The organism is Streptomyces sp. NBC_00454 (assembly GCF_041434015.1).
In the GTDB taxonomy this organism is placed as follows: domain Bacteria; phylum Actinomycetota; class Actinomycetes; order Streptomycetales; family Streptomycetaceae; genus Streptomyces.
Map to the genome: position 1 here is coordinate 432,949 of NZ_CP107907.1, position 23,494 is coordinate 456,442.

Here is a 23,494-nt window from a genome sequence, read left to right on the forward strand (position 1 = left end):
TTCTAGAAGTACCCTTCGCGCTTGCGGTCTTCCATCGCGGCCTCGGACAGCTTGTCGTCGGCGCGGGTCGCACCCCGCTCGGTGAGGCGGGAGGCGGCGATCTCGGTGATCACGGCGTCCAGGGTGGTGGCGTCGGAGTCGACGGCACCGGTGCAGGACATGTCACCGACGGTGCGGTAGCGGATCAGGCGGGTCTCGGTGGTTTCGTCCGCCTTGGCGCCGCCCCACTCGCCGGCCGTCAGCCACATGCCGTTGCGCTGGAAGACCTCGCGCTCGTGGGCGAAGTAGATGGCCGGGAGTTCGATCTTCTCGCGGGCGATGTACTGCCACACGTCCAGCTCGGTCCAGTTGGACAGCGGGAAGACACGCACGTGCTCGCCCGGCGCGTGGCGGCCGTTGTAGAGCTGCCACAGCTCGGGGCGCTGGCGGCGCGGGTCCCACTGGGAGAACTCGTCACGCAGGGAGAACACGCGCTCCTTGGCGCGGGCCTTCTCCTCGTCACGGCGGCCGCCACCGAAGACCGCATCGAACCTCAGGCTCTGGATCGCTTCGGTGAGCGGGACGGTCTGCAGCGGGTTGCGGACCCCGTCCGGGCGCTCGCGGAGCTTCCCGGCGTCGATGTACTCCTGGACGGAGGCCACGTGCAGGCGCAGGCCGTGCCGGGCGACCGCGCGGTCCCGGTACTCCAGGACCTCGGGGAAGTTGTGGCCGGTGTCCACGTGGAGCAAGGTGAACGGCACCGGCGCCGGCGCGAACGCCTTCAGCGCCAGATGCAGCATGACGATCGAGTCCTTGCCACCGGAGAAAAGGATCACCGGCTTCTCGAACTCGCCCGCCACCTCACGGAAGATGTGCACGGCCTCCGACTCGAGGGCGTCGAGGTGACCAGTGGTGGCAGGCAGAGTCGCGGTCGTCATATCAGGCCCCTCTCCGTGAGGAGGTTCCACAGGGTGTCCGTGGAGGCTGCCGGGCTTTGGGCGTGGGCGTGGAGTCGGATGTCCGGCGCAAGCGGCGTCTCGTAGGGGTCGTCGACGCCGGTGAGGCCGGCGAGCTCACCGGACAACTGCTTCGCGTACAGGCCCTTGACGTCCCGCACGGAGCACACCTCGACCGGGGTGGCCACGTGCGCTTCCAGGAAGGCCAGCCCCTGCTTCTCGTGCCGGGCGCGCACCGAGGCCCTGCTGGATGCGTAGGGGGCGATGACCGGCACCAAGGTGATCAGGCCGCTCGCGGTGAGGACCTCGGCCATGACGCCGATCCTGCGGACGTTGGCTTCCCTGTCCTGCCTGCTGAAGCCGAGATCGGTGGTGACGTCCCGCCTCACCTCGTCTCCGTCCAGGACGTGTACGCCTCTCCCGACATCGCGCAGGCGGTCTGCCAACAGCCGCGCGATCGTGGATTTGCCCGCGCTCGGGAGCCCCGTAAGCCAGACCGTCGCCCCGCAGGTGCATTGCGGGGAAAGGCGGTGCTCGTGGGGTATTCCGGCGTCGGGGATGTGCCGAGTCGAAGACTCTGTCGGGTACATCTGACCTCTCATCACTGCGACTGCTCGGCGTCACCTTCGCTGACGTCTCGCAACCGGTCAGGGCTATCGAATCTGGGGTAGACCTTTGACGCGGATCGGGGACGGCGACACAACTGCGAGCCGCCCGGGACATTCCAATCGATGATGTGGCACATTCCTGCGTCTCCCCTCCGCCCGAGCTGGCAGCAAGTTGGTTTGGCAGGTTGCTGCCCGGCAGACACACCGATGAGTTCGCAAAGTCTGCACAGTTGAGCGCCCGCACGCCGAAGCCCCGAAGGGTAACTTTTCTGACATCCATGCTTAATGACAATAAATTGGACAATTCTTCACCGCGCAGGCCGACTCGCAGGTCTTCTGACAGTTGCCTGACCTCGCCTCACATTCGCCCCAAGAGACGAAAGACCCGGATGAATCCCTACCTGTTCACTTGTCATGAAGGGGCGGCGCCCCACGGTCCCCCCGACCGAACGCGGGCGATGAGCAGTAAACCGGGACATTCAACGCCATTGGCAAGCCGCGCCTGCCCCAGGCAGCAACCTGCCAGGGAAGTAGGTGCCACTCGATCCGGCTGACAGCCGATGCGTGCGGCATGCATGGTTACGTCAGACCGCAAACAAGCAATCGTTTGCAAAGCCGCGGAAAATCCTCAGGAGACGAAATGAAGAAGCTCGCCGCCATCTGTTCTCTCGCACTCGCCATTGCCATCGGCGGGGCCGGTATCGCCCAGGCCGATGAATCCGCCTCGGCGGCTGCTCCGGAAGTCGGCACGTACAGCCTCTACTGGTGATCCGAACCTTTTCACGCCGCCTTCTCGATCGATCACAGAGGATTTGATAGGCATGGACAGGGAACGGTACTCGGATATCCGTGACCGATTCTTTCGGTTCGCCCAACAGGAGATCGCGCCCGGGAGTGCGGAACGCGACCTGAATGCTTCCTTCGACCATGCGGTGTGGAAGAAGCTCGCGGAATCCGGATTCTGGCGGGTACACGTCCCGGTGGAGCTCGGGGGCGAGGGCGGGGGCCTGTGGGACCACGTCGCCGCATTCGAGGGTTTGGCCCGCGGTGCCAATGACTGCGGCCTCGTCCTCTCGGTGGCCGCGCACGCGGGGTTGGTGCAGCTCCTGATCCATCACGGAACCCACGATCAGAAGCACGAGCTGCTCCCCCGCCTGATGTCGGGAGCCGTGGCCGCCACCGCTTCCACCGAGGCGGGCGGCGGCTCCCACGTCGCCGCGATCCGCACCACCGCCCGGCATCTGCCCTCCGGCGCGTTCGAGCTGTCCGGCGAGAAGAGCCACATCACCAACGCGCCGGTGGCCGACCTCATGATGATCGTGGGGCGGGTCCCCTCCGCGGGGAAGAAGGACATCACCCTCTTCCTCGTGGAAGCCGGGCAGGAGGGAGTCGGGCAAGGGGCCCACGAGGACCTGATGGGGCTGCGCACCAGCCCCCTCGGCCCCATCGAGCTCGACAAGGTCGTCGTTTCAGCCGACCGGCTCATCGGCAACGTGGGCGAGGGCCTGGAAAAGCTCTACTGGTGCCTGGCCTTCGACCGGCTCATCTACGGCATCGTCGTCGCAGGCCATCTGGGGTCCGTTCTGGAGACCGCGGTGCACCGCATCACCTCCCGCAGCGCCTTCGGCTCCCTGCTCGCCGAGCACCAGTACATCCAGGACAAGATCGTCACGATGAAGGTGGCCATCGAGAGCTCCCGGGCCCTGGCCTTCGAGGCCGTGCACGCTCTCGACGAGAACCGTGCCGACGCAGGCACGCTGGCCTCGTGCGTGAAGCTCATCTCCGCCGAGGGCATCGTCGAGTCCGCCCTCGAACTGGTCCAGATCTTCGGCCACATCGGCACCGAGAAGTCCTACGGAATCGAACGCCATCTGCGTGACGCCGTCGCCTTCCGCATCGCGGGCGGCACGAACGAGATGCAGAAGAAGAACATCTTCAAGCACGTGCTGACCGACGTCACGGCGTCCAGGTGAGTCGAACACAGAGCGAGAACGCAATGAGCAGTGAAGGCAGCGGCCTCAGCGCACGAGGCGTCCAGACGGTGCAGTCCCTCGACTGCGCCACCCAATGGGGCAACGACGACCTGGAAGTCCTTTCCACCCCCTCGATCCTGGGGCACATGGAGCGGCTGTGCGCGCAGGTCATGGAGCGCTTCATGAAGCCGGGCGAGATGAGCGTCGGCGTCAACGTCACCATGCACCACCGTGCGCCCACCCCCATCGGAGCGCAGGTCGAGTACCACGTCCGGACCGACAGCACCGACCGGATGGTCACCTTCACCTTCCGGGTCGTCGACGGGCATGGCAACGTTGTCTGCGACGGTGAGCACCTGCGGGCCGTGGTGAACAAGGCCAGGTTCCACGAGCGCATCGCCCGCTCGCAGTCTCCGGCTTCCGGCACGGGTCCGGAGGTGGGGGCATGACCACCGTGGCCCCCTCCCCCGGTCGAGCCGGGATCCCCGCGTCTGCCCTGCCGGTGGCGGTTCGCGCACGAGGCGTTCGCGTCTACGACGAGGACGGCAGGGGCTACATCGACGGCAGCTCCGGTCCCATCTGCGTGAACATCGGGCATTCCGTCCCCGAGATCCTCAAGGTCATGCGCGAGCAGGCGGAGGAGATCACCTTCGTCCACCGAAGCCAGTTCGCCCATCGGGCCGTCGAGGCGCTCACCTCCGAGATCCTTTCCATCACGGGCTCCGATTTCCGTGAGGTCGTCTACACCAACTCCGGTTCCGAGGCGACGGAAACCGCGCTTCGCCTGGCGATGCTGCACCACCACCGCAACGGTCAACGACAGCGCGACGTGGTCCTCACCCAGTTCCCCAGCTACCACGGGATGACCGCCGGTGCGCTGGGTGTCTCCGGGCACCCCGCGCGACGTGCGGGCCTCGAACCCCTGCACGACCGGACCGCGTCGACGCTGCCGGTGTCCTCCTCGGACCCCGAACGGTTGCTTCCCGATGCCGGCGACTGGGAGCGCGCCTTCGCGGAGGTCGGGCCCGACCGCGTGGCGGCGGTGATGGTGGAACCGGTGGGTGGGGCTTCCAGCGGCGCCGCCGAGCTGCCGGACAGTGTCTTTCGCCGGATCGAGGAGCTGTGCCGCGAGCACGGCGCTCTGTTGATCTCCGACGAGGTCATGACCGGATTCGGCCGGGTCGGCCAGTGGTTCGGCTACCGCCGCGCCAACGTCGTGCCCGACCTGATCGTCACCGGCAAGGGACTGAGCGCGGGATACACACCCATCGGAGCGTGTGTCGTGGGGCAGCGCGTGCTGGCGGGGCAGTCCGCCGCCGATCTGGCCTTCGGACACACCATGAGCGGCAATCCCCTCTCCGCCGCGACGGCGTTGGCCGTCCTGCAGTTCACTCGCGAGCACCGGCTGCCGGAGCGAGCGGAGCAGCTGCACCAGGTGGCCCGAGCCCGCCTGACCGCCCTCTCCTCGGAGTTCTCCTTCCTCGGCGAGCCTCGTGGTCGCGGGCTGCTCCAGGCACTGTCCGTCAACCGCGAGCACGCCGCCGCCGCGAAGCGCTCCGGCACACCGCTTCCCCAGCTCATCTGCACCCGTGCACGGGAGCGCGGGCTGATCCTCTACCCCGCCGGCGCCCACGACCTCGCGCAGTCCGTGCTGATCGCCCCACCCCTGACCATCGGCTGCGCCGATCTGGATCTGCTGTTCACCAAGCTCGAATCCGCTCTGCGAGCGGTGGCCACCGAGCTGGCCGAAGGAGGAGAGTCATGAGCCGGATACTCATCGGCAACGCCTACAACGAGCACCTCGTGTCCGACCACGACACCATCTCGGCGGAGGAACGCCCCACTGCGGGGAACATCGCGCTCCGCCTCTTGTGGCTGACCGAGGTCAACGACGTGGTGATCGTGCCCCAAGCCCCCGATCCGCAGTTCGTTCGGTACGTGCTCTCGCTGAAGGGCCTCGCCCCTGACGCGGTCTCGGTACTGGTGCCACCGCCGGGACGGTTCGGCATGGATGTGCTGACCCGCGAGCGCCTCCTGGACGAGACGTTCCTACGTGACGTCGCAGCGGTTGCCGAGCAGCGCGGGGTCGACACCGTCCTGCCTTACTGCTTCGACAGCACCATCGCCCGCTTCGCGCGACGACTGGATCTGGCCGCCGGCACTCCGGGGTTCCGTTTCCTGGAGGCGGGTGGGTCGGAGATGCTCAACAGCAAGGCCGCCTTCCGCACCCTCGCCTCCGGCGTGGGGGCGGCGCTGGTCGACGGTGTGACCACCGCCTCCCGCGAACACGCCGAATCGTTCATCGGCGAGGTGCTCGGGCGTGGCGCTCCGGTCATCGTCAAGCAGGACTTCCACCAGGGTGGCTTCGGCAACGACATCCTGACCCCGCGCGGGGACGTCGAGCCCATCGGTGCTCCGCGGGCCGTTCTCCTCGTCGACGAGGATGAGATCGCACGGCATCTCGACCGGTACTGGGCCGCGTACACCGGACGCGGCGCGCATCGTGTCGTCATCGAGGAGTACATCCCCGATTCACTGCCCCTGGGCGCCGAGGTCAACATCACCGAGGACGTCATCACCGTGCATCACGTCGGTGAGATGCGGATGGCGCCGATCTACGACGGCATGGCCATTCCCGGTTCCGTGGCCACGCGGGCCCAGCAGAGCGCCTACGTCGAGGCCATGGTGAAGCTGAGCGCACCGATCCAGGCCATGGGGTATCGCGGTGTGATCAACATCGACGGCATTCTCACTCCCGGCGGCGAGGTGTTCCTGTCCGAGTTCAACGGCCGGATGGGTGGGACCACGCACCTCCACTGGATCGGCGAGTCGTTCCTGGGCGCCGACTACCAGTCGCACCGCCTGCTCGTGACGCGCAACCACTGGCACGTCCCCTCCTTCGCGGAGGCTCTCGACGCCCTGGGCGCAGCGGGGCTGTCCTTCGATCCGCAGACCGGCCGAGGCGTGATCATCGCCTGCGATCACGTCCGGCAGTCCGGTGCCGTCGAGTACTGCGCCGTCGCGGAGTCCGCGGAAGACGCCGCGCTCATCGAGAAGAAGCTCACCGAGCTGTTCGCCTGACCTGCTGTCGCACCGCGACCGGCCGGACTGTCCGGCCTTCCCTCTCCTCCCGTCTTCCTCTCATCTCCTCTCCTTCCCCTTCGCCCCCGCCAACGAAAGGCATCGCCATGCCCGTTTCCTCCGAGAACGCCTGGGCTTCCTACCTCGCCGGCTTCAGCGGCCAGATGGACGACCTGCGAGCCCGCTTCGTGACCGACGAGTTCCTCGAGTTCCCCGACTTCGGCCCTGCGGAGCTCCGGGAGCAGCTCGACGCGGAAGTCGTCTCCCTCCTCGACAACCACGGCGTCAAGCGCCGCATCAACGTCGCCCGCACCGGTAACACCCCGCGCTTCATGGAGGTCGTCGGTCGCAAGACGATCGTCGCGGAGTCCGAGACGGTTCCGCAGACCTACCACTCGCAGGCCCTGCGCTCCTTCCTCGCCGAACTGACCAAGGAGACCGCCATCCTGCCGGTGCCCTTCGAGCCGGAGGAGATGGTCATCTCCCGCCTGGCCGAGCAGGGAGAGACCCACGGCTGGCACTGGGACGACTACACCTACGCGCTCGTCTGGATCGTCGAGGCCCCGGCCGAGGAGGCCGGCGGTTCCCTGGAGTACATCCGGGACACGGCCTGGGACAAGACCAACCCCCGTATCGACGAGCACCTGGCCAACGGGACCGTCGAGCGACGCCACCCCGCGACGGGATCCGCGTACCTGCTGAAGGCGGACACCGCGATGCACCGGGTCGCACCGCTGACGAGCGAGGGCGCCCGACGGGTCATTCTCTGCTTCTCCTACGCCACTCCGGCCGAGGTCGACAAGACCGTGGACCACACCGAGGTCGACTTCTACTCCGCCTGAGCCTTCCGGCCCCGCAGGCCCCCACACGCGGTTTCAGGTGCAGGACGCGTCAGCAGCAGCGGTTGTCCTTGCCGCACCCCCATCGTCTCCGAAGGATCAAGAGATCATGATCAGTTCCACGCACCGTGCGCGTCCCGAAGGAGCCGGAGTCGGCATCCTGGGGACCGGCTCCTGCCTCCCCGCGACCCGAGTCTCCAACGAGGAGGTCGAGCGCTCCGTCCGGCAGGAGGAAGGATGGGTCCGTCAGCGCATAGGCGTCCTCGAACGGCGGTTCGTCAGCGACGACGAGACGGGCTTCGATCTCGCGGTCGGGGCCGCTCGACAGGCCCTGGAAGCCTCGGGGGTGGACCCGCTGCAGATCGGTGCGGTCGTCCTCGCCACCTCCACCGCGGACCTGCCCATCCCCGGCATCGGCAGTCGTGTCCAAGGGGCCGTCGGTGCGTCCAATGCCATGGCCTTCGACGTCAACGCCGCGTGCGCGGGCTTCCTCGTCGGCTGTGAGGTGGGACGGGGCTTCCTGACGGCTGATCCCGGCATGGAGACCGTTCTGATCGTCGCCAGTGACACCTACTCCCGTGTCCTGGACCCCGCCGACCGGCGCACCTACCCCTTGTTCGGCGATGGGGCGGGCGCTGTGGTGCTGGGCAGGGTTCCGGCCTCCGAAGGGATGCTGGGCAGCCAGGTCTACACCGACGGGACGCTGGCCCACTTCGTCACCGGCGGCCCCGGGCTGCCGGTGCCTGCCGCGGGGTCCGCCAACACCGACCACTACCTGAAGATGTCCGGGCGTGACGTCGCCGACCTCGTCCGGCTGGAGTTTCCCCGGCTGGTGAACGACGCGCTCAAGGAAAGCGGGCTGACGCTCGATCAGATCGATCACCTCGTGTGCCACCAGGCCAACCCCCACCTGATCACGGCCTGCGCGGAGCGGGCCGGATTCCGCCCCGAGCAGATCGTTCTGACCGGTGACCTGCTCGGCAACACCGGGGCCGCCTCCATCCCGATCGGCCTCGACGTCGCCGCCCGCGACGGCCGCCTGCGGCCGGGCGACAACATCCTCATGATCACCTTCGGCGCGGGCATGACCTGGGGCCGGGCCATGATGCGCTGGTCCGAGGCCGGCTGCCGCACCGTCGAGGCGGTGCGGGCATGAGCAGGCGCCTGGTTCTCGCTTCCTGCCCGCAGATGCCCGAGGGCGACGGAGACGACGCCGGCCTCGTGGAGGCCCTGGCCGAGCTCGGGGTGGAAGCCCGCTGGCAGCCCTGGGGCGAGCGGACCGCCGCGGACGAGACCGTCGTCCTTCGCGCGACCTGGGACTACCAAGACCATCTGGCGGACTTCCTGGACTGGTGCTCCCAGGTGCCCCGCCTGATCAACCCCTATCCGGTCGTCACCTACAACACGGACAAGACCTACCTGACGCGACTGGCGGCGGCAGGCCTGCCCGTCATCCCCTCCACCGTGCTGGCCCCCGGCGAAGAACTCGGGGAAACCGCCGACGACTTCGTGCTCAAGCCGACCGTCGGAGCGGGATCGCGGGGAGCGGCCCGGTTCGATCGTACGCAGCGGGAAGAAGCCCGGCTCCACCTCAAGACGCTGCACTCCCAGGGTTTCAGCGTGCTGCTCCAGCCCTACCAGACCTCGGTCGACGAGGAGGGCGAGGTCTCCCTCGTGTTCTTCCGGGGCCGCTACTCCCACGCCTTCACCAAGGGGCCGATGCTCACCGGCGGCGTGGTCGACACCCAGGGCGCGCTGTACCTCGAAGAGCACCTGGCCGAGACCAGCCCCGAGCCCAGGTGGCAGGAGGTCGCCTCGGACATCCTCCGCGCTGCCGCGTCCGAGATCGGGATTCCCCTCGACCAGCTGGTCTTCGCCCGCGTGGACCTGGTCCGCGGGGCGGACGGACCGCTGCTCCTGGAACTCGAGATGACCGAACCCGGCTTGGGGTTTCCCTACGTGGACCCGGCGGCACTGCGGCGATTCGCCCGCGCCCTGGCCGACAGCTGTTCCTGAGGCAAGCAGTTCCGGGCCCGCGGGGTCGAGCCCCCGGCTCCGAGCCACGCGCCCGTATCGGGCGCCCCGCGTCCAGCCCTCCCTTCACCAGCCCCCGTCCCCGTTTCAACCCCTGGAACTCACATGACGACGAGCACACAGACCACACTGACCGTCAAGCCGCTGACCATACGCATCGGCGCGGAGATCTCCGGTGTCCGGCTCGGAGGCGATCTCGCCCCCGACACCGTGGCCGCGATCCGCGCCGCGCTCCTCCGTCACAAGGTGGTGTTCTTCCGAGGTCAGGCACACCTCGACGACGCCTCTCACCGGGACTTCGCCTCCCTGCTGGGCAACCCCACCCCCCACCCCACCGTGCCCGGGGAAGCGGGAGCCGGCGCCGTCTTCGAGATCGACTCGCAGGGCAGCCGCGCCACCTCCTGGCACAGCGACGTCACGTTCGTCGCGGACTACCCCGCATTCTCGATCCTGCGCGGAATCGTCATCCCCGAGGTGGGCGGGGACACCGCCTGGGCCAACACCGTCGCAGCCTACGACGACCTTCCCGCGCCGCTGAAGGCTCTGGCGGAGCAGCTCTGGGCAGCGCACACCAACGCCTTCGACTACGCGGCCGCGGCGCGGGTCCGGCCGGCCACCGAAGAAGAGCAGGAATTCCGCAAGGTCTTCGAGGCCATGGCCTTCGAGACCGAGCACCCGGTGGTGCGGGTGCATCCCGAGACCGGTGAGCGTTCCCTCGTCGTCGGCGGGTTCGCGCAACGACTCCTCGGTCTGTCCCAGGAGGACGGGCGACAGCTGCAGCAGCTTCTGCAGCGGTTCATCACCCGGCCCGAGAACACCGTCCGATGGCGCTGGGCGGCCGGTGACGTGGCCATCTGGGACAACCGGGCCACCCAGCACGTCGCGATCGACGACTACGGCGACACGCCGCGGCGACTGCACCGCATCTGCGTCGACGGCGAGGTCCCGGTCTCCGTCGACGGCCGCAGCAGCAGGGCCACGGTCGGCGCCGATGCCGCCTGGTACCGGCGGTGAGTCATCCGGGCCCCACTGCCGTGACGGTCTCGGGCCGTGCGGTTCGACAGGGCCTGCACACGGCGATCTGGAGGACCCGCAGGGTCCTGTTCCACACCTTGGGGTCCGGCACGTCCCGGGCCCGACAGTCCGCCCGCGGGTCCTTCCCCATCGGGCGTCACACAGAGACGAGTTGCGCATGAAGCTGGGAGTGCTGGCCTGGATGGCCGGCGAGGACGAATCGGTGGGCATCGCCCGCGTCGGCCGGGAGCGCGGGCACGACACGGTGCTCTTCGAGTTCGACGACATCGTGTGCGTTCCCGACGAGAGCGGGACGCGGCCGACCGTCCACGGTCATGACGTGGCCGAGTTCGACGCGATCGTCTCCCGTGGCCACGTCAGTCTGGAGCACTGGCGCGAGCACGCCGAGCACCTCCACCTGCTGTCGAGCGTTCCCGGCGTGGTGATGTTCGACAGTGCCGATGTCCACCTCGCGGCCGTCAGCAAGTTCACGATGCTCCACAAGCTGGCCCGGGCGGGTCTGCCCGTTCCTCCGACGCGAGAGTGCCGCAGCGAGGAGGACTTCATCGCCGCCTGCCGCGAGTGGGGGCGTGTGGTGGTCAAGCCGTCCGTCGGATTCGGCGGCGTCGACGTCGATCGTTTCGTCGACGGTCCCGTGGAACCCGCCCTGAGCCGCGTACGGGCCATGCTGGAAACCTACGGCGTGCTGCTGTGCCAGCCGTTCCTGGAACACACCGGCGACTACCGGATCACGATCGTGGGCGACTCTCCTTCGGTGTGCGTGCGCGCACTGACGGAAGGGGACTCCTGGCGGCAGAGCCACGGCAACGGCGACGGCCCCCCGCGCAGCCCGATCGAGGTGATCGAGCCGGCCCCCGAACTGGTCGACCTGTCCGTCCGCGCGACCCGGGCGCTCGGGCTGAGCATGGCCGGCATCGACATCCTCTACCACCGGGGAGAGCCGGTCGTCATCGAGGCGAACGTGGTTCCCGGCTGGGACGGTTTCCCCGCGGAGCTGCAGAACACCGTCAACAACGACGTCCTCGATCTCGTCGAGCTCACCGTCGCCGCCCGCAGGTCCTGATCACGGCCGAGGCGATCCCCCCGGGGAAGCCTCGGTCCCCCTCCGACACCCCCACGAGGTTCACTCATGGTCCACGACCGCCTTCGCATCGCCATGTGGTCCGGGCCCCGGACGCGCTCGACCGCATTGATGCGTGCCTGGGAAAACCGCGGTGACACCACCGTCGTCGACGAACCGCTCTACGCGTACTACCTGGCCCACACCGATGTCACCGACCCGGGACGTGACGAGGTCATCGCCGCCTACTCGACCGACTGGCGCCAGGTGGCGAACGAGCTGACCGGTGGCACGCTGCCCGAGGGCAGCACGATCCACTACCAGAAGCACCTCGCCCAGCACCTGCTGCCCGAAGTGGACCGCACCGCCTTCGAGGGTCTGCGGCACGCCTTCCTCGTCCGGCACCCCGCGCAGATGCTCGCCTCCTACGCCAAGGTCCAGGCCCCCACGGTCGAGGAGCTCGGACTGCGTCAGCAACTGGAGCTGTTCGAACGGTTCGGGGGTCCTGTGATCGACAGCAACGACCTGGTCAGCGCCCCGTCGTCCGTCCTGCAGGGGCTGTGTGCCGCCCTGGACGTGCCCTTCACCGACCGCATGCTGTCCTGGCCGGCGGGCCGCCGCGCCACGGACGGAATCTGGGGCTCGCACTGGTACCACGGCGTGTGGCAGTCCACGGGATTCGCGGCGGGACAGAGCCGTACCGATCCCCTGCCCGACCATCTGCGCCGTGTGCTCGACGAGTGCATGCCGCTCTACGAGGAGCTCGCCCGGTACGTCCTCCCCGTCCTCCCCGCTGATACGGGCGATACGGGTCCGGCCGCTCCCCCGGCACCCGAGGTGGCATCGAAGGGATCGAAGACCGTATGACAAGCCACGACAAGGGCTACCTGTCCACGCTCATGATTCCCAAACTGCGGCCCTGGGCGCTGCTGCTGCTCTGTCAGCGATTCTGTGTGGCCGCCGCGCCGGTAGGTCTGATCTACGTCGGAAACGGCTCCAAGGGTTCGTTGGCCCAGGGGGCGGTGCTGGTGGGCGCCCACGCCATCGCCGAGGCGGTCTGCGCCGCCTCGATGGGACGGCGCTTCGACCGCAAGCCCATGCGCCGCGAGTTCACCCTGGTCCTCACCCTGCAGGCAGTGGTGTTCCTCGCCCTGGGACTGTTCGCACGGCAGCTGCCCCTGCCCGCGCTCGCCGCCCTGGCGGCGATGGGCGGCGGAGTCGCCGCCGGGGCCCATGGTGGTCTGCGGGCCCTGGCCCTGCGCCTGGCGCCCGACCATGTCCGCCCCGTCATCGGGCTCGAAAGCGCCTTGAGCACGCTGGTGTGGATGGCGGCACCGGCCGCGGTCACCGCCCTCTCCCTGGTGACCGGGCCAGCCGTCCCCGTTCTGGTCATCTCCGCCTTCTCCGCGATCGGCGCGATCAGCGCCCGCATCATCAGCGAGCCCCCGCTGACCGTCTCGAAGGCTCCGTCCGCGATCCGCTCGTTCGGTCACCTCCTGCCTGCCTGCACCCAGTCCGCTGCCGCGATGATGAGCTTCGGTGCGGTCACCATCACCCTGTTCGGGCTGCTGCCCCTGATCGGCGCCTCCGCGGACTCGGCCGGAGCCTGGCTCAGCGGCATGGCCGCCCTGGGCGTCCTCGGCGGCATCCTCTACGGTGCCCGCCGCTGGCCGGGGGCCCCCGCACTGCAGTCCGGGATTCTCCTCGGGGTCCTGTGCCTGGCCGTGATGGCCCTCGGCCTCAGCGGCAACCTCCTCGTGGCCGGCTTCTGCGCCGTGATCGTCGGAATCCTCCAGCCCATGGTCGGCTCCTCGCGCGCCATGGCGGTCCAGGACCAAACCCCCGACGGTGATCTGGGGGCCGCCTTCTCCGCCACCTACGCCAGCGCCGGACTCGGCTACGGAGCCGCCGCACTCCTGGCCGGTGCGCTGCTGACCTCGGCCGGTCCCCGGGAGGCCGTCCTGGCTTGCGGCGCCATCGCCCTGCTCGCCACCGTCGTCACGAGTGTCATCGAACTCCGCAACCTGCGGCGCCGGAGCACCGACCGCCTCGACCGGGCCCACGTCCCGGCCCGAGAAGCCACGCAGCAGTCCCACAGCGTTTGACCTCACGAACAAGGCCCACACCACGCCGTGGACGATGCGGCAGTACGCCGGCTTCGGCACGGCCGAGGATTCCAACGCCCGCTACCGCACCCTGATCGCGAACGGGACGACCGGACGTACGCGCGGCCGTGGCGGCGGGCATGGACGTGGACGACTTCGCTCCGCGCCTGTCCTTCTTCTTCGTCGCCCGGACGCCCGTCCTCGAAGAAGTCGCCGAGATCTTCACGCCGGGGCCTCGCTCTCCGGAATCGTCACGTGGGTCCTGGAACACATCGGCTCGCCCGCTCTCCCAGGCCCGGTGCCCCTGTCCCTCACCCAGGACACCCCGGCACCCGAGCCCGTCTGAAGCCGTCTGAGCCGGCTGCGGCCGCCGCCGGTCCCCGTTCGATCGCCGCGGGGAACCACCCCGTCCGACACCCTCATCCGGAAGGAACGACATGAGCACCAAGCAATCGATGGAGCGCCCCGTCCGAGAAGGCAACCAGGCCGCGCTGGTCGTCGCCTGCCCTGCCTGGCAGAACCTCAAAGACGCCGTGGAATCCCTCGGGTCCTGGCAGTCCGAGGACGGCGCCATCAGCTTCGAAGAGGAACGGGGGCCCACCCTGGAACAGGCGCGTGACGCGGTGACCCGCGTGGTCGCCGCGATCCGCCGGCTCTCCCCGCTGCTTGCGCACGACGCCGACTACCACCTGGCCCTGATCGAGGATCTGACGCGATGGGCGGACAGCGGATTCGGCAAGCCGGATTTCCTCGACTCCCTCCTGGCCTTCGCGCCCGCCGAGCAGCGCGTCGACGGCCTGCGGCACCTGGTGGTCTTCCCGATGCACACACAGAACGGCAACCCCCACTGCAACCTGGAGGCCGTCGCCTTCCGTGTGGTGTGGCCCGATTGGATAGCCGACCTGGAGCGGACCACCTACGGAAATCCGCTCTACCTCGGTATCGAGTTCGAGGGATTCACCTCCGGATACGACACGCATGCCGCGGTCCTCTTCCCCGAGACCGTGGCCGTTCGCGAGAACCCGGGACAGTTCACCTGGGGCGCGATCTTCTGCGACCGGGAGGCCGCGCGTCTGCGCAGCGTGACCAGTGCCGCCGTCGCCGCCACCCGGTTGGAGCTGCCCGGCGACGCCCGGGCTCTCCTGGCGGATCCCGAGCGCATGAAGGAGGCGTTCGTGCTGTGGGATCTCATCCACGACCGGACTCACAGCCTGGGCGACCTCCCCTTCGACCCCTTCATGATCAAGCAGCGTCAGCCCTACTGGATGTACGGCATCGAAGAGCTGCGCTGCGACCTCACCGCCTTCCAAGCCGGCCAGGACCTCATCGAGGACAACGTCCCCCAGGGACGGGACGTGCAGTACGCGATTCTCTTCGACCGCCTGTTCCGCTTCCCGATCACCGGCGACCGAGTCCGCAACTACGACGGTCTCGGCGGGCAGTTGCTCTTCGCCGCCCTGCACCGGGCGGGCGCGATCCGCTGGAGCGACAACACCCTGGCCGTCGACTGGGCCGCCGCCGCAGAGACCGTCGCTCGCCTCCGCACCGAGATCGAGGACCTGTACCGGCTCGGCATCGACCGGCCCAAGGTCGTGCACTGGCTCAAGAGCCACGCGTTCGTCTCCTCGTACCTCTCGCCTCACCCCGCATCCGCCTGGGCCGACGGTGCGACCGCCCTCGACTTCACCCTGCCGCCGCGCAGGCTCGTCGACTCCGCACTGCCCGACGAGTTCCCGTTGAGCATGTTCTACGAGGCCCTGGCGAAGAAGCTGCGCCGCGTGATCGAAGCCACCCGCGGCATCACCGCCTACGGGGAGACCCGCACCGCAGCCTGAGACCGCGCCCCACGTCCCACGCCCGGACAGGAACCTGCCAGGCAGCAACCTGTCCCGCCATCTCCTGGCAGGCCGACCCAGCCAGCACCATCCTTGTTCAGGTACGGATCCCCCGAACATCCCCCCGGATCCCGGCGTGACCTTGCCGCCACAACGAACGGAACGACGCCTTGAGCACCACCACGAGCACCCCCGCCCCCGCGCGGAAACACGACCCGGCGGCACGCTTCTTCGCCAGCGACAACTACGCCGGCGTGCACCCGGAGGTCCTTTCCGCGATCGCCACCGCCAACGGCGGTCATCAGCCGTCCTACGGCCGCGATGTCTACACCCAGAACCTGCAGGACCTCGCGCGTCACCACTTCGGGCCCCATGCGGAGATCCACCCCGTCTTCAGCGGCACCGGAGCGAACGTCATCGCCCTCCAGGCCATGACGGACCGGTGGGGAGCCGTCCTGTGCGCCACCACCGCGCACATCCACGCGGACGAGTGCGGAGCGCCCGAACGCATCGGTGGCCTGAAGCTCATCACCATCCCGGCTCCCGACGGAAAGCTGACCCCGGAACTCCTCGCCACCGAGGCCTGGGGCTGGGACGACATGCACCGAGCCACCCCGCAGGTCGTCTCGATCAGCCAGGCGACGGAGCTGGGGACCGTCTACACCCCTGCGGAGATCCGCGCCATCGCTGATTTCGCGCACGAGCGCGGCATGAAGCTCCACGTCGACGGCGCACAGCTCACCAACGCCGCCGCGTCCCTGGGCGTCACCCTGCGCGAGCTCACCTACGACGCGGGAGTCGACCTCCTGTCCTTCGGCGGCACCAAGTGCGGTGGCCTCTACGGTGACGCGGTGGTCGTGCTCACCCCGAACGGCCCCCGGTCCCTGCGCCACATCATCAAACAGACCACCCAGTTGGTCTCCAAGGCCCGGTTCATCGCAGTCCAGCTGGAGGCACTCCTGGGCGGTGACCTGTGGCTCCGCAATTCCCGGCACGCCAACGCCATGGCCCAGCGCCTCGCCGCCGGCGTCCAGGACATCCCGGGAGTGGAGATCGTCTATCCGGTGGAGGCGAACGGAGTGTTCGCCCGGCTCCCCCACGACGCAGCCGTGCGGCTCCAGGAGAAGTACCACTTCTACTTCCGTGACGAACAGCCCGGTGTCGTCCGCTGGATGTGCTCCTTCGACACGGTCCCTGAGGACGTCGACACGTTCATCCGCACCATCGCCGAAGAGTGCGGCCGAGCTTCCTGATTCCGCCCGACCACCGGCGTCCCGGGCGGCGGTGCGTCGGGGGGCGCACCGCCGGCCGGGGGCGGGGTGTCAGCGGCGCAGGTAGTCCTGGCGGAGGGCCTCCAGGATGTCGGCGGCCTCGGTGAGACCGGCCCGGCGGCAGCGGGCAGCCGCCGTGGTGAGCCGGGCGACGGCGGCCTGGAAGCGGCCGAGGCCCTTGCCCTCGATCAGGGCGGCCATCCGTACCGCTTCGGCGCGGCGCACCTCGCCTTGCCCACCGCCCTCCTCGTGGGCCTCGATGGAGGCCTCCACCTCGGGCAGGGCTTCCTCGAAACGCTCGGCCTCCGCCAGGACGCAGGCCCGGCGGTAGTGCACGTTGCCGCGCTCGTACCAGTGGGCGAACTCCTCGTCGTCCTGCGGCACTCCGGCACGGACCGCGTCCCGCAGCCCGGACGTACCGTTCGGCGGCCTTCCAGTCCCCTTGCCACGCGGCGTCGGCGACGGCCTGCCGCTCCTGCGTCCCGTCCGGCGCATGCCGTCGATCCGGCGCCGTGCGTCAGGGGCGAGTCCGAATCGAGGTCCCGGAGCTCCGTGGACGAGGGCGAGATCCGCTTCGACAAGGCCAAGATGAAGGGGTGCTCGCCGAAGAAGCGCCGGAGTGTCGCCGCCCACGAGCTGGGACATGCGCTGGGCCTCTGCCACAAGGACTTCCGTACGACGTACTCGCTGATGTGGCCCCAGGTGCAAGAGGACTACGACGTACCGCAGGCCGTGGACAAGGCCAACTACAAGAAGCCGTGGGGCTGATCATGGGTGCAAAGCTGTGGGCTGCGGCGGGCCTGACCGGTGGACTACTGCTCGCTGGCGGCGGCTGGTACGCCGTCGCCGGGACGGACAGCTCCACGCACGCGGTGTGCGCGGCGGATCTGTCGAAGGACCCCGTCGTGGCAGACGAGTTCAAGGCGATGGCCGTGGTGGAGACGGTGAAGCACACCCGCGCGTGGGACGACGAGGGTGGCAGCTCGTTCCTGTCCAGCCAGGTACACGTCCTCAGGACACTGCAGGGCACGGTGCCCGAAGTTCTCACGGTCACCCAGGGCGTCACGAAGAAGGGAACCGCCGCCGGCGGATACGTCGACGACGATCCGCTCTACGCCGTCCTGGAGCCGGGCCGCCAGTACGTCGTGGGCATCGAGACCATGGACAACGAAGGTCAGGGTCCGTGGGTCGGGTACGTGGCACCGGCCAAGCGCGGCGTCGACGGCGAGGCCGCGCACTGGCGGGACGTGCAGCGGGCCCCCGTCCCGGCGCCCGCGCACTGCGATGACGTGGTGATCGGGTAGGTACCGGGAACTCGGGCCCCCGGGTGGGGGCCGTCCTGCTCCGGCCGTAAATTCTTCGCGAACGACCCAACCACGAACGCAATTTGATCATCCTCCTTGCCGAGTCCGTTACCGCCCCGTAGTAACGGCTCGCCGATCAAGGAGGCCCTGTGGGTCGTGGGAAGAGCCGTAAGGACGCCGACCGGAAGACCCGCCGCCTCCGCATCGACCTGCCCAGGCGCGGCCGCCGGGGCTGGCGGCGCTGGACGCCCTCCTGGAAACTGGTTTCCGGCCTGTTCCTGCTCTTCACCGGCGCCCTCGCCGGCCTCTTCACCTTCGTCTACATACGGGTAGAGATCCCGGACCCGCACGACTCCGCGCGCCGTCAGGCAACCGTGTACTACTGGGCGGACGGCAGCCGGATGGTGAGCATCGGCGATGTGAACCGGCAGGACGTGAAGCTCTCCCAGGTGCCGGATTCCGTCCAACACGCCGTCATCGCCGCGGAGAACGAGGACTTCTACACCGACTCGGGCGTCTCGGTGACGGGCATCGGCCGCGCCGTCGTCAACATCGCCAAGGGAAAGGAGACCCAGGGCGGCTCGACGCTCACCCAGCAGTACGTGAAGAACACCTATCTGAGCCAGGACCAGACCGTCCAGCGCAAGATCAAGGAACTCTTCCTCTCCCTGAAGATCAGCAACCAGCGGCCCAAAACGGAGATCCTCGAGGGATACCTCAACACCTCCTGGTTCGGCCGCGACGCGTACGGCGTCCAGGCAGCCTCGTACGCGTACTACGGCATCCCCGCCTCGGAGTTGAACCCCAGTCAGGGCGCCCTGCTGGCCGCTGTCCTCAAAGGCGCGGAGAGCTTCGACCCGTCCCTCAGCTCCGCCAACCACCAACGTGCCGAAGACCGTTGGAGCTGGATTCTGGACCGTCAGGTCGACACGGGTTCGATGAGCGCAGAGGAACGCGCGAAGTACACGGAGTTCCCCGAGCCGAAGCCTCCCGTCAAGCCGACCAGCCAGGCCGGGCAGACCGGCTACCTCGTGGACATCGCCAACAAGTACCTCAAGAGCCGCAGCGGAATCACGGACAAAGAACTGGCCGGTGGCGGCTACAGCATCCACACCACCTTCGAGAAGGACAAGGTGGCCGCGCTGACCAAGGCCGTCGAGCAGGTGCGCGCGGACCGACTGGACCCGAAGAACCGTACGGAGGACCAGTACGTGCAGGTCGGCGCCGCCTCGATACGCCCCAAGGACGGGGCGATCGTCGCGCTCTACGGCGGCTCCGACGCGATCGAGCACTTCACCAACAACGCGGACACCTCCGGCGTGCCTGCGGCCTCGGCGTTCAAACCCTTTGTGTACGCCGCCGCTCTGGAGGAGGAGCTCGGCAGCACGGAGCCCCCGGCCGAGAGCCCTGCCCCGGAGCCCCTGAAACCCAGGGCGGTGGGGACGCCCATGGCAGCCGGGCCCCTCCGCACGGCCCTGGTGTTCCCCGACCACGCACCGTTCGTGGAAGCCGGCAAGAAGATCGGGCTGGAGAAGGTCAAGGACCTCGCGGTCGCGTCGGGACTGCGTGAGGAGAGCATGGCCAAGCTGGAGCCGACCTTCTCCATCGGCACCTCCACCCCCAGCGCCGTCCGGCTGGCCAGCGCCTACACGACCTTCATCAACAAGGGCCAGGCCACCGAGCCCTATTCGGTGACCAAGGTCGAGCGCAATGGCGCCACGGTGGACGGGTTCGGCCGACCCAAACCGCGGCGGGCCATGAGCCCCGACACAGCCGCGATCGTGGGCGCGGCGCTGCGCCACGTGGGCTGGAACGCCATCGGACCTACGAAGGACCAGCGGACCTACGTTCCGTCCTGGGCGGGCAAGACGGGCCCGAACGACCGTATGAACTCCGCCTGGTTCATCGGCACGACGCCGGAACTGAGCACCTCGGTCGCGATGTTCCGTACGAAGCCCGACGTCACGCAACTGCTGCCCATGCAGGGCGTGGGCGGCCCCGACTCCGAACGGGGCAGCGCCCTCCCGCCCCTGATCTGGAAGGCTTACACCGAGGTCGTGGTGCCCGCCCCGCCGTACCCGGCGGATGCACCCGGGGAGCACCCGTGATGGCCCCTCCGGGTACCAGTCCGCCTCATCCCAGACCTATCCCGCGAAGTTGTCGGGAACCTGCGCACAGGGGGCGTAGACGCTGATGAACAGGGTCGTCGTCGAGTTGTTCCACTGCACGTCGACCTGGTCCCCGCCTTCCGGGTCCTCGAATCGGAAGCCCAGCTCGCGGAAGGTTGCGCTTGCACGGTCGCCTTCATGGGTGAGTTTCCAACCCTGCTGCACCAGCCGCTGGCGCACGCGCCCCTGCGCCTCTCGGGCGGTGGCTTCGGGGACCTCGGGTACGCTCCAGCTGAGTCCGAAGCTGCGGACGTCGGTTCGCGCCTCGTCAATGTGGGCGATGCTCCGCAGCCCGCGGTAGTAGCAGGCGCCGGTGTCGATCCCGCCCCAGTTCGCAGCGTACTTCGCAGGCAGCGCGAAGTCCTCGTAGACCCCGTCGGACCGGTCCTTGAGCCGTTGCGCGACCACGGCCGGGTCAGCCGAAGGATACGGCGCGCCGTTCCACACGAGGTTCCCCGCCACCACGGCGGCGACTGCCAGCACCACCATCACGAGCCCTGTGACGGCATACAGGACGGACCGCCCGGGGACCCGGGCTCTACGTACAAGGCTCTTGATCATGCTCGTGACGTTAGGCGTGAGCATGGCGCGACGCATGAGTATCCGTACCCAGGAGAGTCCTGCCATCCGCCCCAGCCCTGGCAGCCTTTCCGTCCGCCCGGGCGGTGCCTGCCTCAGCGGGCGCTGCCCATGCTGCGGTCGGCCTCGGAGCCGGTCGGCATCAGGGTGGCTTCCTCGATGCGCTGGAAGCGGCCGTCGGGGGCGAGGTCGGCGAAGACGTAGACCTCCATGGTGACGGTGGTGCCGTCGTTCTTGGTGATGTGGCAGGTGTGCCGGTCGGCGTACTTGTTGCCGTCGTACAGCTGGTCGCCCAGGGCGGATGCGATTCCGGTGCGGTTCATTGCGGCTTCCTTCGGGTGGGGGCGAGTGGGTCGGTAGGTGGGTGGGTGCGGGGTCGGGCGGTGGCTCGGGTTTCAGGCCGTGGCTGCGAGGGTCATGTCGAGCCAGTCGTAGATGCGCGCCAGGGCCAGGCGCGATCTTCGGCATCGACCCGCCGGCCTCCGGCTACCCGGATCTCCTCGTGGACAGCCTCCTCGGCAGTACGGATGCCTAGTGCCGATGCTGAGCGTGCGCCGAGTCCGCTGACCGCAGTGATCACGCGAATTACGGTGGCGGCGGCATGCGAGGACGTGTGACGGTTCGGTCCATGGGCAACTCCAGGGCGTACCCCGTCTTCCAGAGCACTGACGCAGCCATGGCGTACACACAGGCCGAGCACCTGCGTACGCTGATGGCGGAGTGCGAGGCCAAAGCCGAGCTCTACGCCGAGCTGCGAACGGTCGAAGACGTGCGGCAGATGGTTGCGGTCCTGCCGGAGGCGGACTTCGACTACTTCGACTACCTGGACATGCGTACCGGTCCTGCTGGTGAGGATCTCTGGTTCGACCTCGACGTCGCGACCGCAGGTGCCGCCTCGCTGGAGGCACATCTGCCGCTGGACGCCTCGGCAGACGTTCCGACGGGCACTGTGGAAGAGCGCTTCGTGGCGGTTCTCGGCCAGGGCATCGCCGACATCTGCTGGCGCGGCCTGTGGCCTGAGCGCCTGGAAGCAGACCAATACGCGAGCGCGAAATACGACGGGGTCCAGATCGTGTTCCACGGTGAGAGAGCCCAGTTGAACGGGTGGACCGAGCATCACACTGTCTTCGTCCACGGCTGCCACAACCACGGGGCCCTGACCAGAGCCCAGGAGCTCGCCGCGCTCATCGGCAGCAAGGTCCTGGGCGAACCACAGCTCGGATGGTGATCAGGTAGCTCGGGGTGAGCCCGGCGCCTCGGCAGTCGACGGGCTCGCCGGACCGGGCGGCGAGATCCCGGCGTCCAGGGCCTCGCCCGGGCTTCCCGGGCCGCGCCGGCGGGCCCGTACGAAGCGCAGCAGGCGCGTGCTCCCGTAGCCGAGCAGCCAGGGCAGCACGGTGACGCCCCCGACGTACACGGCCAGGTAGCCGAGGAAGTCGTACAGGTGCTCCGGCGCCTCCACGGCGCCGTCGACCCGCACCGGGCGTTTCCACCGGCTCAGCGGGAAGATCATGACGGACGCCGAGGTCAGCACCGGCACCAGGGGAACAAGCACCGACCACAGCCGGGCCCGCGCGCCGGGTGCGGAGGCGCACCACACCCCCAGGCCGACCATGACGAACGGCCCGAACAGCACCCACAGCACGGCCGGGAACAGCAGCAGCACCCACCACTCGTCCGAGTACCGAACATCATCGGCACCACCCCCTGGTGTCACCCGCCCCTGACGCTCTCCTCCCCCGCCGCACGCCGACACGAACCCAACGAACGGGTTGCCCGCCGGCCGCGGCGCCGCAAAGGTGGACGCATGCGCCGACTCATACTGCTCGCCCCGCTGTTCCTGTTCACCGTCGGCTGCGGGGTGGTGGACTCCTCCGAGGGCGAGGCCACGGACGCCGCGCGGGAGGTGGCGAGGAAGGCGGGCCAGCGGCTCTACGGCCAGAATCCGCGTACGGCGGAGGAGGTCGGGCGCTCCGCTTCCCGCATCGACGGGGTGGAGGTACTGCGGGTGAAGGGTACGTCGACACACGACGGGAACGGCGTCGATGTCGTCGTCCGCACCTCCGGCTCGGGGTACAGAGGCTGGCTCGCCCGTGAAGAGGTCTCCCTGCAGCGGTGTTTCGCGGTACGGGTGTCTCCCCGGTCGGAGTGGGGTGAGGATCCCCGTGACGTGGCCTGCCCGGACGGGCCCGCGCTGACCTTCGCCCCGCCACCCGAACCACCCCGGCTGCCCTACGAGGAGCTCCGCGCGAAGCTTCCCCGGGTGGCGGAGGGCAGCCTGGCGGACGAGGGCGAAGTACGGCGTACGCTCGCCGCCCTGGACCTGGATCCGGCGATCCTCACGGAGGTGAAGTCGGACGGAGGCAGGGTCGGTGTCCTCCTGCTGGTCAAGGGCAACGGCTTCGACCCGCAGGACTGCCTTCTCGCCCGCGTGGGCCCCGGCGCCACCGAGGTATGGGTGCCACCCCGGATCCACCGGATGCCCGGAGAAGGCGGCTGCACCGTCTCCAACGCCCTGGACCCGAAACCCTCACCGCACTGAACGGGGTACCCGGCAGGTGCCCTCCGCGTAGATGCGGGCTCACGGGGTGGTGAGCCGTGTGAGGTCGACCCGGACATGGAGACCGTCGTCGGCTGGTTTGGCGGGCCTGGCCCCGGCCCCGAGCA

The 23,494-nt window shown here is 68.8% G+C and carries 24 protein-coding genes and 3 pseudogenes; 21 read left to right on the forward strand and 6 right to left on the reverse strand.

Annotation, left to right across the window (positions count from 1 at the left end; genetic code table 11):
• Nucleotides 1-2: 2 nt before the first annotated feature.
• Together cysD and cysC are read right to left on the reverse strand one after the other, a co-directional pair.
• Nucleotides 3-917, reverse strand: coding sequence for a sulfate adenylyltransferase subunit CysD (gene cysD / locus OHU74_RS01930; RefSeq protein ID WP_371614243.1), 915 nt, complete (start codon nucleotides 915-917; stop codon nucleotides 3-5).
• A complete protein-coding gene (gene cysC / locus OHU74_RS01935; RefSeq protein ID WP_371614244.1) occupies nucleotides 914-1,525 on the reverse strand; it encodes an adenylyl-sulfate kinase in 612 nt (203 codons plus the stop codon). Before cysC ends, cysD begins: the two co-directional genes overlap by 4 nt.
• Before the next feature lie 658 nt (nucleotides 1,526-2,183).
• On the opposite strand from cysC, the gene OHU74_RS01940 reads away from it, so the two are divergent.
• The 16 genes and pseudogenes from OHU74_RS01940 to OHU74_RS02015 all read left to right on the forward strand — a co-directional run bounded on the left by OHU74_RS01940 (nucleotide 2,184) and on the right by OHU74_RS02015 (nucleotide 16,758).
• Nucleotides 2,184-2,312 (forward strand): hypothetical protein, encoded by a 129-nt coding sequence (locus tag OHU74_RS01940; RefSeq protein WP_371614245.1) that lies wholly within the window; start codon nucleotides 2,184-2,186, stop codon nucleotides 2,310-2,312.
• A 52-nt stretch (nucleotides 2,313-2,364) separates the two neighbouring features.
• Nucleotides 2,365-3,516: an acyl-CoA dehydrogenase family protein gene (locus OHU74_RS01945; protein ID WP_371614246.1), complete on the forward strand. Its 1,152-nt coding sequence runs from the start codon at nucleotides 2,365-2,367 to the stop codon at nucleotides 3,514-3,516.
• A gap of 23 nt (nucleotides 3,517-3,539) precedes the next feature.
• The gene (locus OHU74_RS01950; protein ID WP_371614247.1) at nucleotides 3,540-3,965 is read left to right on the forward strand and encodes a thioesterase family protein; all 426 of its coding nucleotides are present in this window, start codon (nucleotides 3,540-3,542) and stop codon (nucleotides 3,963-3,965) included.
• Nucleotides 3,962-5,281, forward strand: coding sequence for an aspartate aminotransferase family protein (locus OHU74_RS01955; RefSeq protein ID WP_371614248.1), 1,320 nt, complete (start codon nucleotides 3,962-3,964; stop codon nucleotides 5,279-5,281). The genes OHU74_RS01950 and OHU74_RS01955 overlap by 4 nt, the downstream gene beginning before the upstream one ends.
• A complete protein-coding gene (locus OHU74_RS01960; RefSeq protein WP_371614249.1) occupies nucleotides 5,278-6,597 on the forward strand; it encodes a peptide ligase PGM1-related protein in 1,320 nt (439 codons plus the stop codon). Before OHU74_RS01955 ends, OHU74_RS01960 begins: the two co-directional genes overlap by 4 nt.
• 107 nt (nucleotides 6,598-6,704) lie before the next feature.
• The gene (locus OHU74_RS01965) at nucleotides 6,705-7,439 is read left to right on the forward strand and encodes a hypothetical protein (RefSeq protein WP_371614250.1); all 735 of its coding nucleotides are present in this window, start codon (nucleotides 6,705-6,707) and stop codon (nucleotides 7,437-7,439) included.
• A 106-nt stretch (nucleotides 7,440-7,545) separates the two neighbouring features.
• Nucleotides 7,546-8,592, forward strand: coding sequence for a 3-oxoacyl-ACP synthase III family protein (locus tag OHU74_RS01970; protein ID WP_371614251.1), 1,047 nt, complete (start codon nucleotides 7,546-7,548; stop codon nucleotides 8,590-8,592).
• Nucleotides 8,589-9,452 (forward strand): RimK family alpha-L-glutamate ligase, encoded by an 864-nt coding sequence (locus tag OHU74_RS01975; protein WP_371614252.1) that lies wholly within the window; start codon nucleotides 8,589-8,591, stop codon nucleotides 9,450-9,452. The genes OHU74_RS01970 and OHU74_RS01975 overlap by 4 nt, the downstream gene beginning before the upstream one ends.
• 123 nt (nucleotides 9,453-9,575) lie before the next feature.
• The gene (locus OHU74_RS01980; protein ID WP_371614253.1) at nucleotides 9,576-10,484 is read left to right on the forward strand and encodes a TauD/TfdA dioxygenase family protein; all 909 of its coding nucleotides are present in this window, start codon (nucleotides 9,576-9,578) and stop codon (nucleotides 10,482-10,484) included.
• A 178-nt stretch (nucleotides 10,485-10,662) separates the two neighbouring features.
• Nucleotides 10,663-11,568: a RimK family alpha-L-glutamate ligase gene (locus tag OHU74_RS01985; protein WP_371614254.1), complete on the forward strand. Its 906-nt coding sequence runs from the start codon at nucleotides 10,663-10,665 to the stop codon at nucleotides 11,566-11,568.
• A 93-nt stretch (nucleotides 11,569-11,661) separates the two neighbouring features.
• Nucleotides 11,662-12,432: a hypothetical protein gene (locus OHU74_RS01990; RefSeq protein ID WP_371619534.1), complete on the forward strand. Its 771-nt coding sequence runs from the start codon at nucleotides 11,662-11,664 to the stop codon at nucleotides 12,430-12,432.
• On the forward strand, nucleotides 12,429-13,670 hold the full coding sequence (locus OHU74_RS01995) for an MFS transporter (protein WP_371614255.1): 1,242 nt from the start codon (nucleotides 12,429-12,431) through the stop codon (nucleotides 13,668-13,670). The genes OHU74_RS01990 and OHU74_RS01995 overlap by 4 nt, the downstream gene beginning before the upstream one ends.
• A pseudogene (locus tag OHU74_RS02000) lies at nucleotides 13,570-13,773 on the forward strand (methylmalonyl-CoA mutase family protein); the annotation flags it as partial. The gene OHU74_RS01995 and the pseudogene OHU74_RS02000, both read left to right, overlap by 101 nt.
• A 13-nt stretch (nucleotides 13,774-13,786) precedes the next feature.
• Nucleotides 13,787-13,888, forward strand: a pseudogene (locus OHU74_RS02005) (methylmalonyl-CoA mutase family protein); the annotation flags it as partial.
• A gap of 219 nt (nucleotides 13,889-14,107) precedes the next feature.
• Entirely contained in the window at nucleotides 14,108-15,505 is a 1,398-nt protein-coding gene (locus OHU74_RS02010; protein ID WP_371614256.1) for a DUF6421 family protein, read from the forward strand.
• A gap of 170 nt (nucleotides 15,506-15,675) precedes the next feature.
• Nucleotides 15,676-16,758, forward strand: coding sequence for a low specificity L-threonine aldolase (locus OHU74_RS02015; protein WP_371614257.1), 1,083 nt, complete (start codon nucleotides 15,676-15,678; stop codon nucleotides 16,756-16,758).
• 69 nt (nucleotides 16,759-16,827) lie between these two features.
• On the opposite strand, the gene OHU74_RS02020 is transcribed toward OHU74_RS02015, so the two are convergent.
• Nucleotides 16,828-17,160, reverse strand: a complete 333-nt coding sequence (locus OHU74_RS02020) for a hypothetical protein (RefSeq protein ID WP_371614258.1) — start codon at nucleotides 17,158-17,160, stop codon at nucleotides 16,828-16,830.
• 168 nt (nucleotides 17,161-17,328) lie between these two features.
• On the opposite strand from OHU74_RS02020, the gene OHU74_RS02025 reads away from it, so the two are divergent.
• From OHU74_RS02025 to OHU74_RS02035, 3 genes are all read left to right on the forward strand, one after another.
• Entirely contained in the window at nucleotides 17,329-17,544 is a 216-nt protein-coding gene (locus tag OHU74_RS02025; RefSeq protein ID WP_371614259.1) for a matrixin family metalloprotease, read from the forward strand.
• A 2-nt stretch (nucleotides 17,545-17,546) separates the two neighbouring features.
• Entirely contained in the window at nucleotides 17,547-18,080 is a 534-nt protein-coding gene (locus tag OHU74_RS02030; protein ID WP_371614260.1) for a hypothetical protein, read from the forward strand.
• Nucleotides 18,081-18,229: 149 nt separating this feature from the next.
• Nucleotides 18,230-20,188, forward strand: a complete 1,959-nt coding sequence (locus OHU74_RS02035) for a transglycosylase domain-containing protein (protein WP_371614261.1) — start codon at nucleotides 18,230-18,232, stop codon at nucleotides 20,186-20,188.
• A 36-nt stretch (nucleotides 20,189-20,224) separates the two neighbouring features.
• Here the strand turns inward: OHU74_RS02035 and OHU74_RS02040 are convergent, their stop codons facing one another.
• A complete protein-coding gene (locus OHU74_RS02040; protein WP_371614262.1) occupies nucleotides 20,225-20,809 on the reverse strand; it encodes a hypothetical protein in 585 nt (194 codons plus the stop codon).
• Between the two features lie 113 nt (nucleotides 20,810-20,922).
• Nucleotides 20,923-21,117 (reverse strand): annotated as a pseudogene (locus tag OHU74_RS02045) (nuclear transport factor 2 family protein); the annotation flags it as partial.
• A gap of 338 nt (nucleotides 21,118-21,455) precedes the next feature.
• Between OHU74_RS02045 and OHU74_RS02050 the strand changes: the two are divergent.
• Nucleotides 21,456-22,055 (forward strand): hypothetical protein, encoded by a 600-nt coding sequence (locus tag OHU74_RS02050; RefSeq protein WP_371614263.1) that lies wholly within the window; start codon nucleotides 21,456-21,458, stop codon nucleotides 22,053-22,055.
• Here OHU74_RS02050 and OHU74_RS02055 read toward each other — a convergent pair whose 3' ends face one another.
• The gene (locus tag OHU74_RS02055) at nucleotides 22,056-22,544 is read right to left on the reverse strand and encodes a hypothetical protein (RefSeq protein ID WP_371614264.1); all 489 of its coding nucleotides are present in this window, start codon (nucleotides 22,542-22,544) and stop codon (nucleotides 22,056-22,058) included.
• 90 nt (nucleotides 22,545-22,634) lie between these two features.
• On the opposite strand from OHU74_RS02055, the gene OHU74_RS02060 reads away from it, so the two are divergent.
• Nucleotides 22,635-23,369 carry a translation initiation factor IF-2 gene (locus tag OHU74_RS02060; RefSeq protein WP_371614265.1) on the forward strand — a complete coding sequence of 245 codons (735 nt, stop codon included), beginning with the start codon at nucleotides 22,635-22,637 and terminating at the stop codon, nucleotides 23,367-23,369.
• Nucleotides 23,370-23,494: the final 125 nt, after the last annotated feature.

Excerpts from the sequence above, each read along its gene's own strand:
- OHU74_RS01965 (WP_371614250.1), top strand. The coding sequence starts at position 6,705 with ATGCCCGTTTCCTCCGAGAACGCCTGGGCTTCCTACCTCGCCGGCTTC.
- OHU74_RS01960 (WP_371614249.1), top strand. The coding sequence starts at position 5,278 with ATGAGCCGGATACTCATCGGCAACGCCTACAACGAGCACCTCGTGTCC.
- OHU74_RS02040 (WP_371614262.1), bottom strand. The coding sequence starts at position 20,809 with ATGATCAAGAGCCTTGTACGTAGAGCCCGGGTCCCCGGGCGGTCCGTC.
- OHU74_RS01975 (WP_371614252.1), top strand. The coding sequence starts at position 8,589 with ATGAGCAGGCGCCTGGTTCTCGCTTCCTGCCCGCAGATGCCCGAGGGC.
- OHU74_RS01985 (WP_371614254.1), top strand. The coding sequence starts at position 10,663 with ATGAAGCTGGGAGTGCTGGCCTGGATGGCCGGCGAGGACGAATCGGTG.
- cysD (WP_371614243.1), bottom strand. The coding sequence starts at position 917 with ATGACGACCGCGACTCTGCCTGCCACCACTGGTCACCTCGACGCCCTC.
- OHU74_RS01950 (WP_371614247.1), top strand. The coding sequence starts at position 3,540 with ATGAGCAGTGAAGGCAGCGGCCTCAGCGCACGAGGCGTCCAGACGGTG.
- OHU74_RS01940 (WP_371614245.1), top strand. The coding sequence starts at position 2,184 with ATGAAGAAGCTCGCCGCCATCTGTTCTCTCGCACTCGCCATTGCCATC.
- OHU74_RS01995 (WP_371614255.1), top strand. The coding sequence starts at position 12,429 with ATGACAAGCCACGACAAGGGCTACCTGTCCACGCTCATGATTCCCAAA.
- OHU74_RS02030 (WP_371614260.1), top strand. The coding sequence starts at position 17,547 with ATGGGTGCAAAGCTGTGGGCTGCGGCGGGCCTGACCGGTGGACTACTG.
- OHU74_RS02050 (WP_371614263.1), top strand. The coding sequence starts at position 21,456 with ATGGGCAACTCCAGGGCGTACCCCGTCTTCCAGAGCACTGACGCAGCC.
- OHU74_RS02060 (WP_371614265.1), top strand. The coding sequence starts at position 22,635 with ATGCGCCGACTCATACTGCTCGCCCCGCTGTTCCTGTTCACCGTCGGC.
- OHU74_RS01955 (WP_371614248.1), top strand. The coding sequence starts at position 3,962 with ATGACCACCGTGGCCCCCTCCCCCGGTCGAGCCGGGATCCCCGCGTCT.
- OHU74_RS02010 (WP_371614256.1), top strand. The coding sequence starts at position 14,108 with ATGAGCACCAAGCAATCGATGGAGCGCCCCGTCCGAGAAGGCAACCAG.
- OHU74_RS01990 (WP_371619534.1), top strand. The coding sequence starts at position 11,662 with ATGTGGTCCGGGCCCCGGACGCGCTCGACCGCATTGATGCGTGCCTGG.
- cysC (WP_371614244.1), bottom strand. The coding sequence starts at position 1,525 with ATGTACCCGACAGAGTCTTCGACTCGGCACATCCCCGACGCCGGAATA.
- OHU74_RS01970 (WP_371614251.1), top strand. The coding sequence starts at position 7,546 with ATGATCAGTTCCACGCACCGTGCGCGTCCCGAAGGAGCCGGAGTCGGC.
- OHU74_RS01945 (WP_371614246.1), top strand. The coding sequence starts at position 2,365 with ATGGACAGGGAACGGTACTCGGATATCCGTGACCGATTCTTTCGGTTC.
- OHU74_RS01980 (WP_371614253.1), top strand. The coding sequence starts at position 9,576 with ATGACGACGAGCACACAGACCACACTGACCGTCAAGCCGCTGACCATA.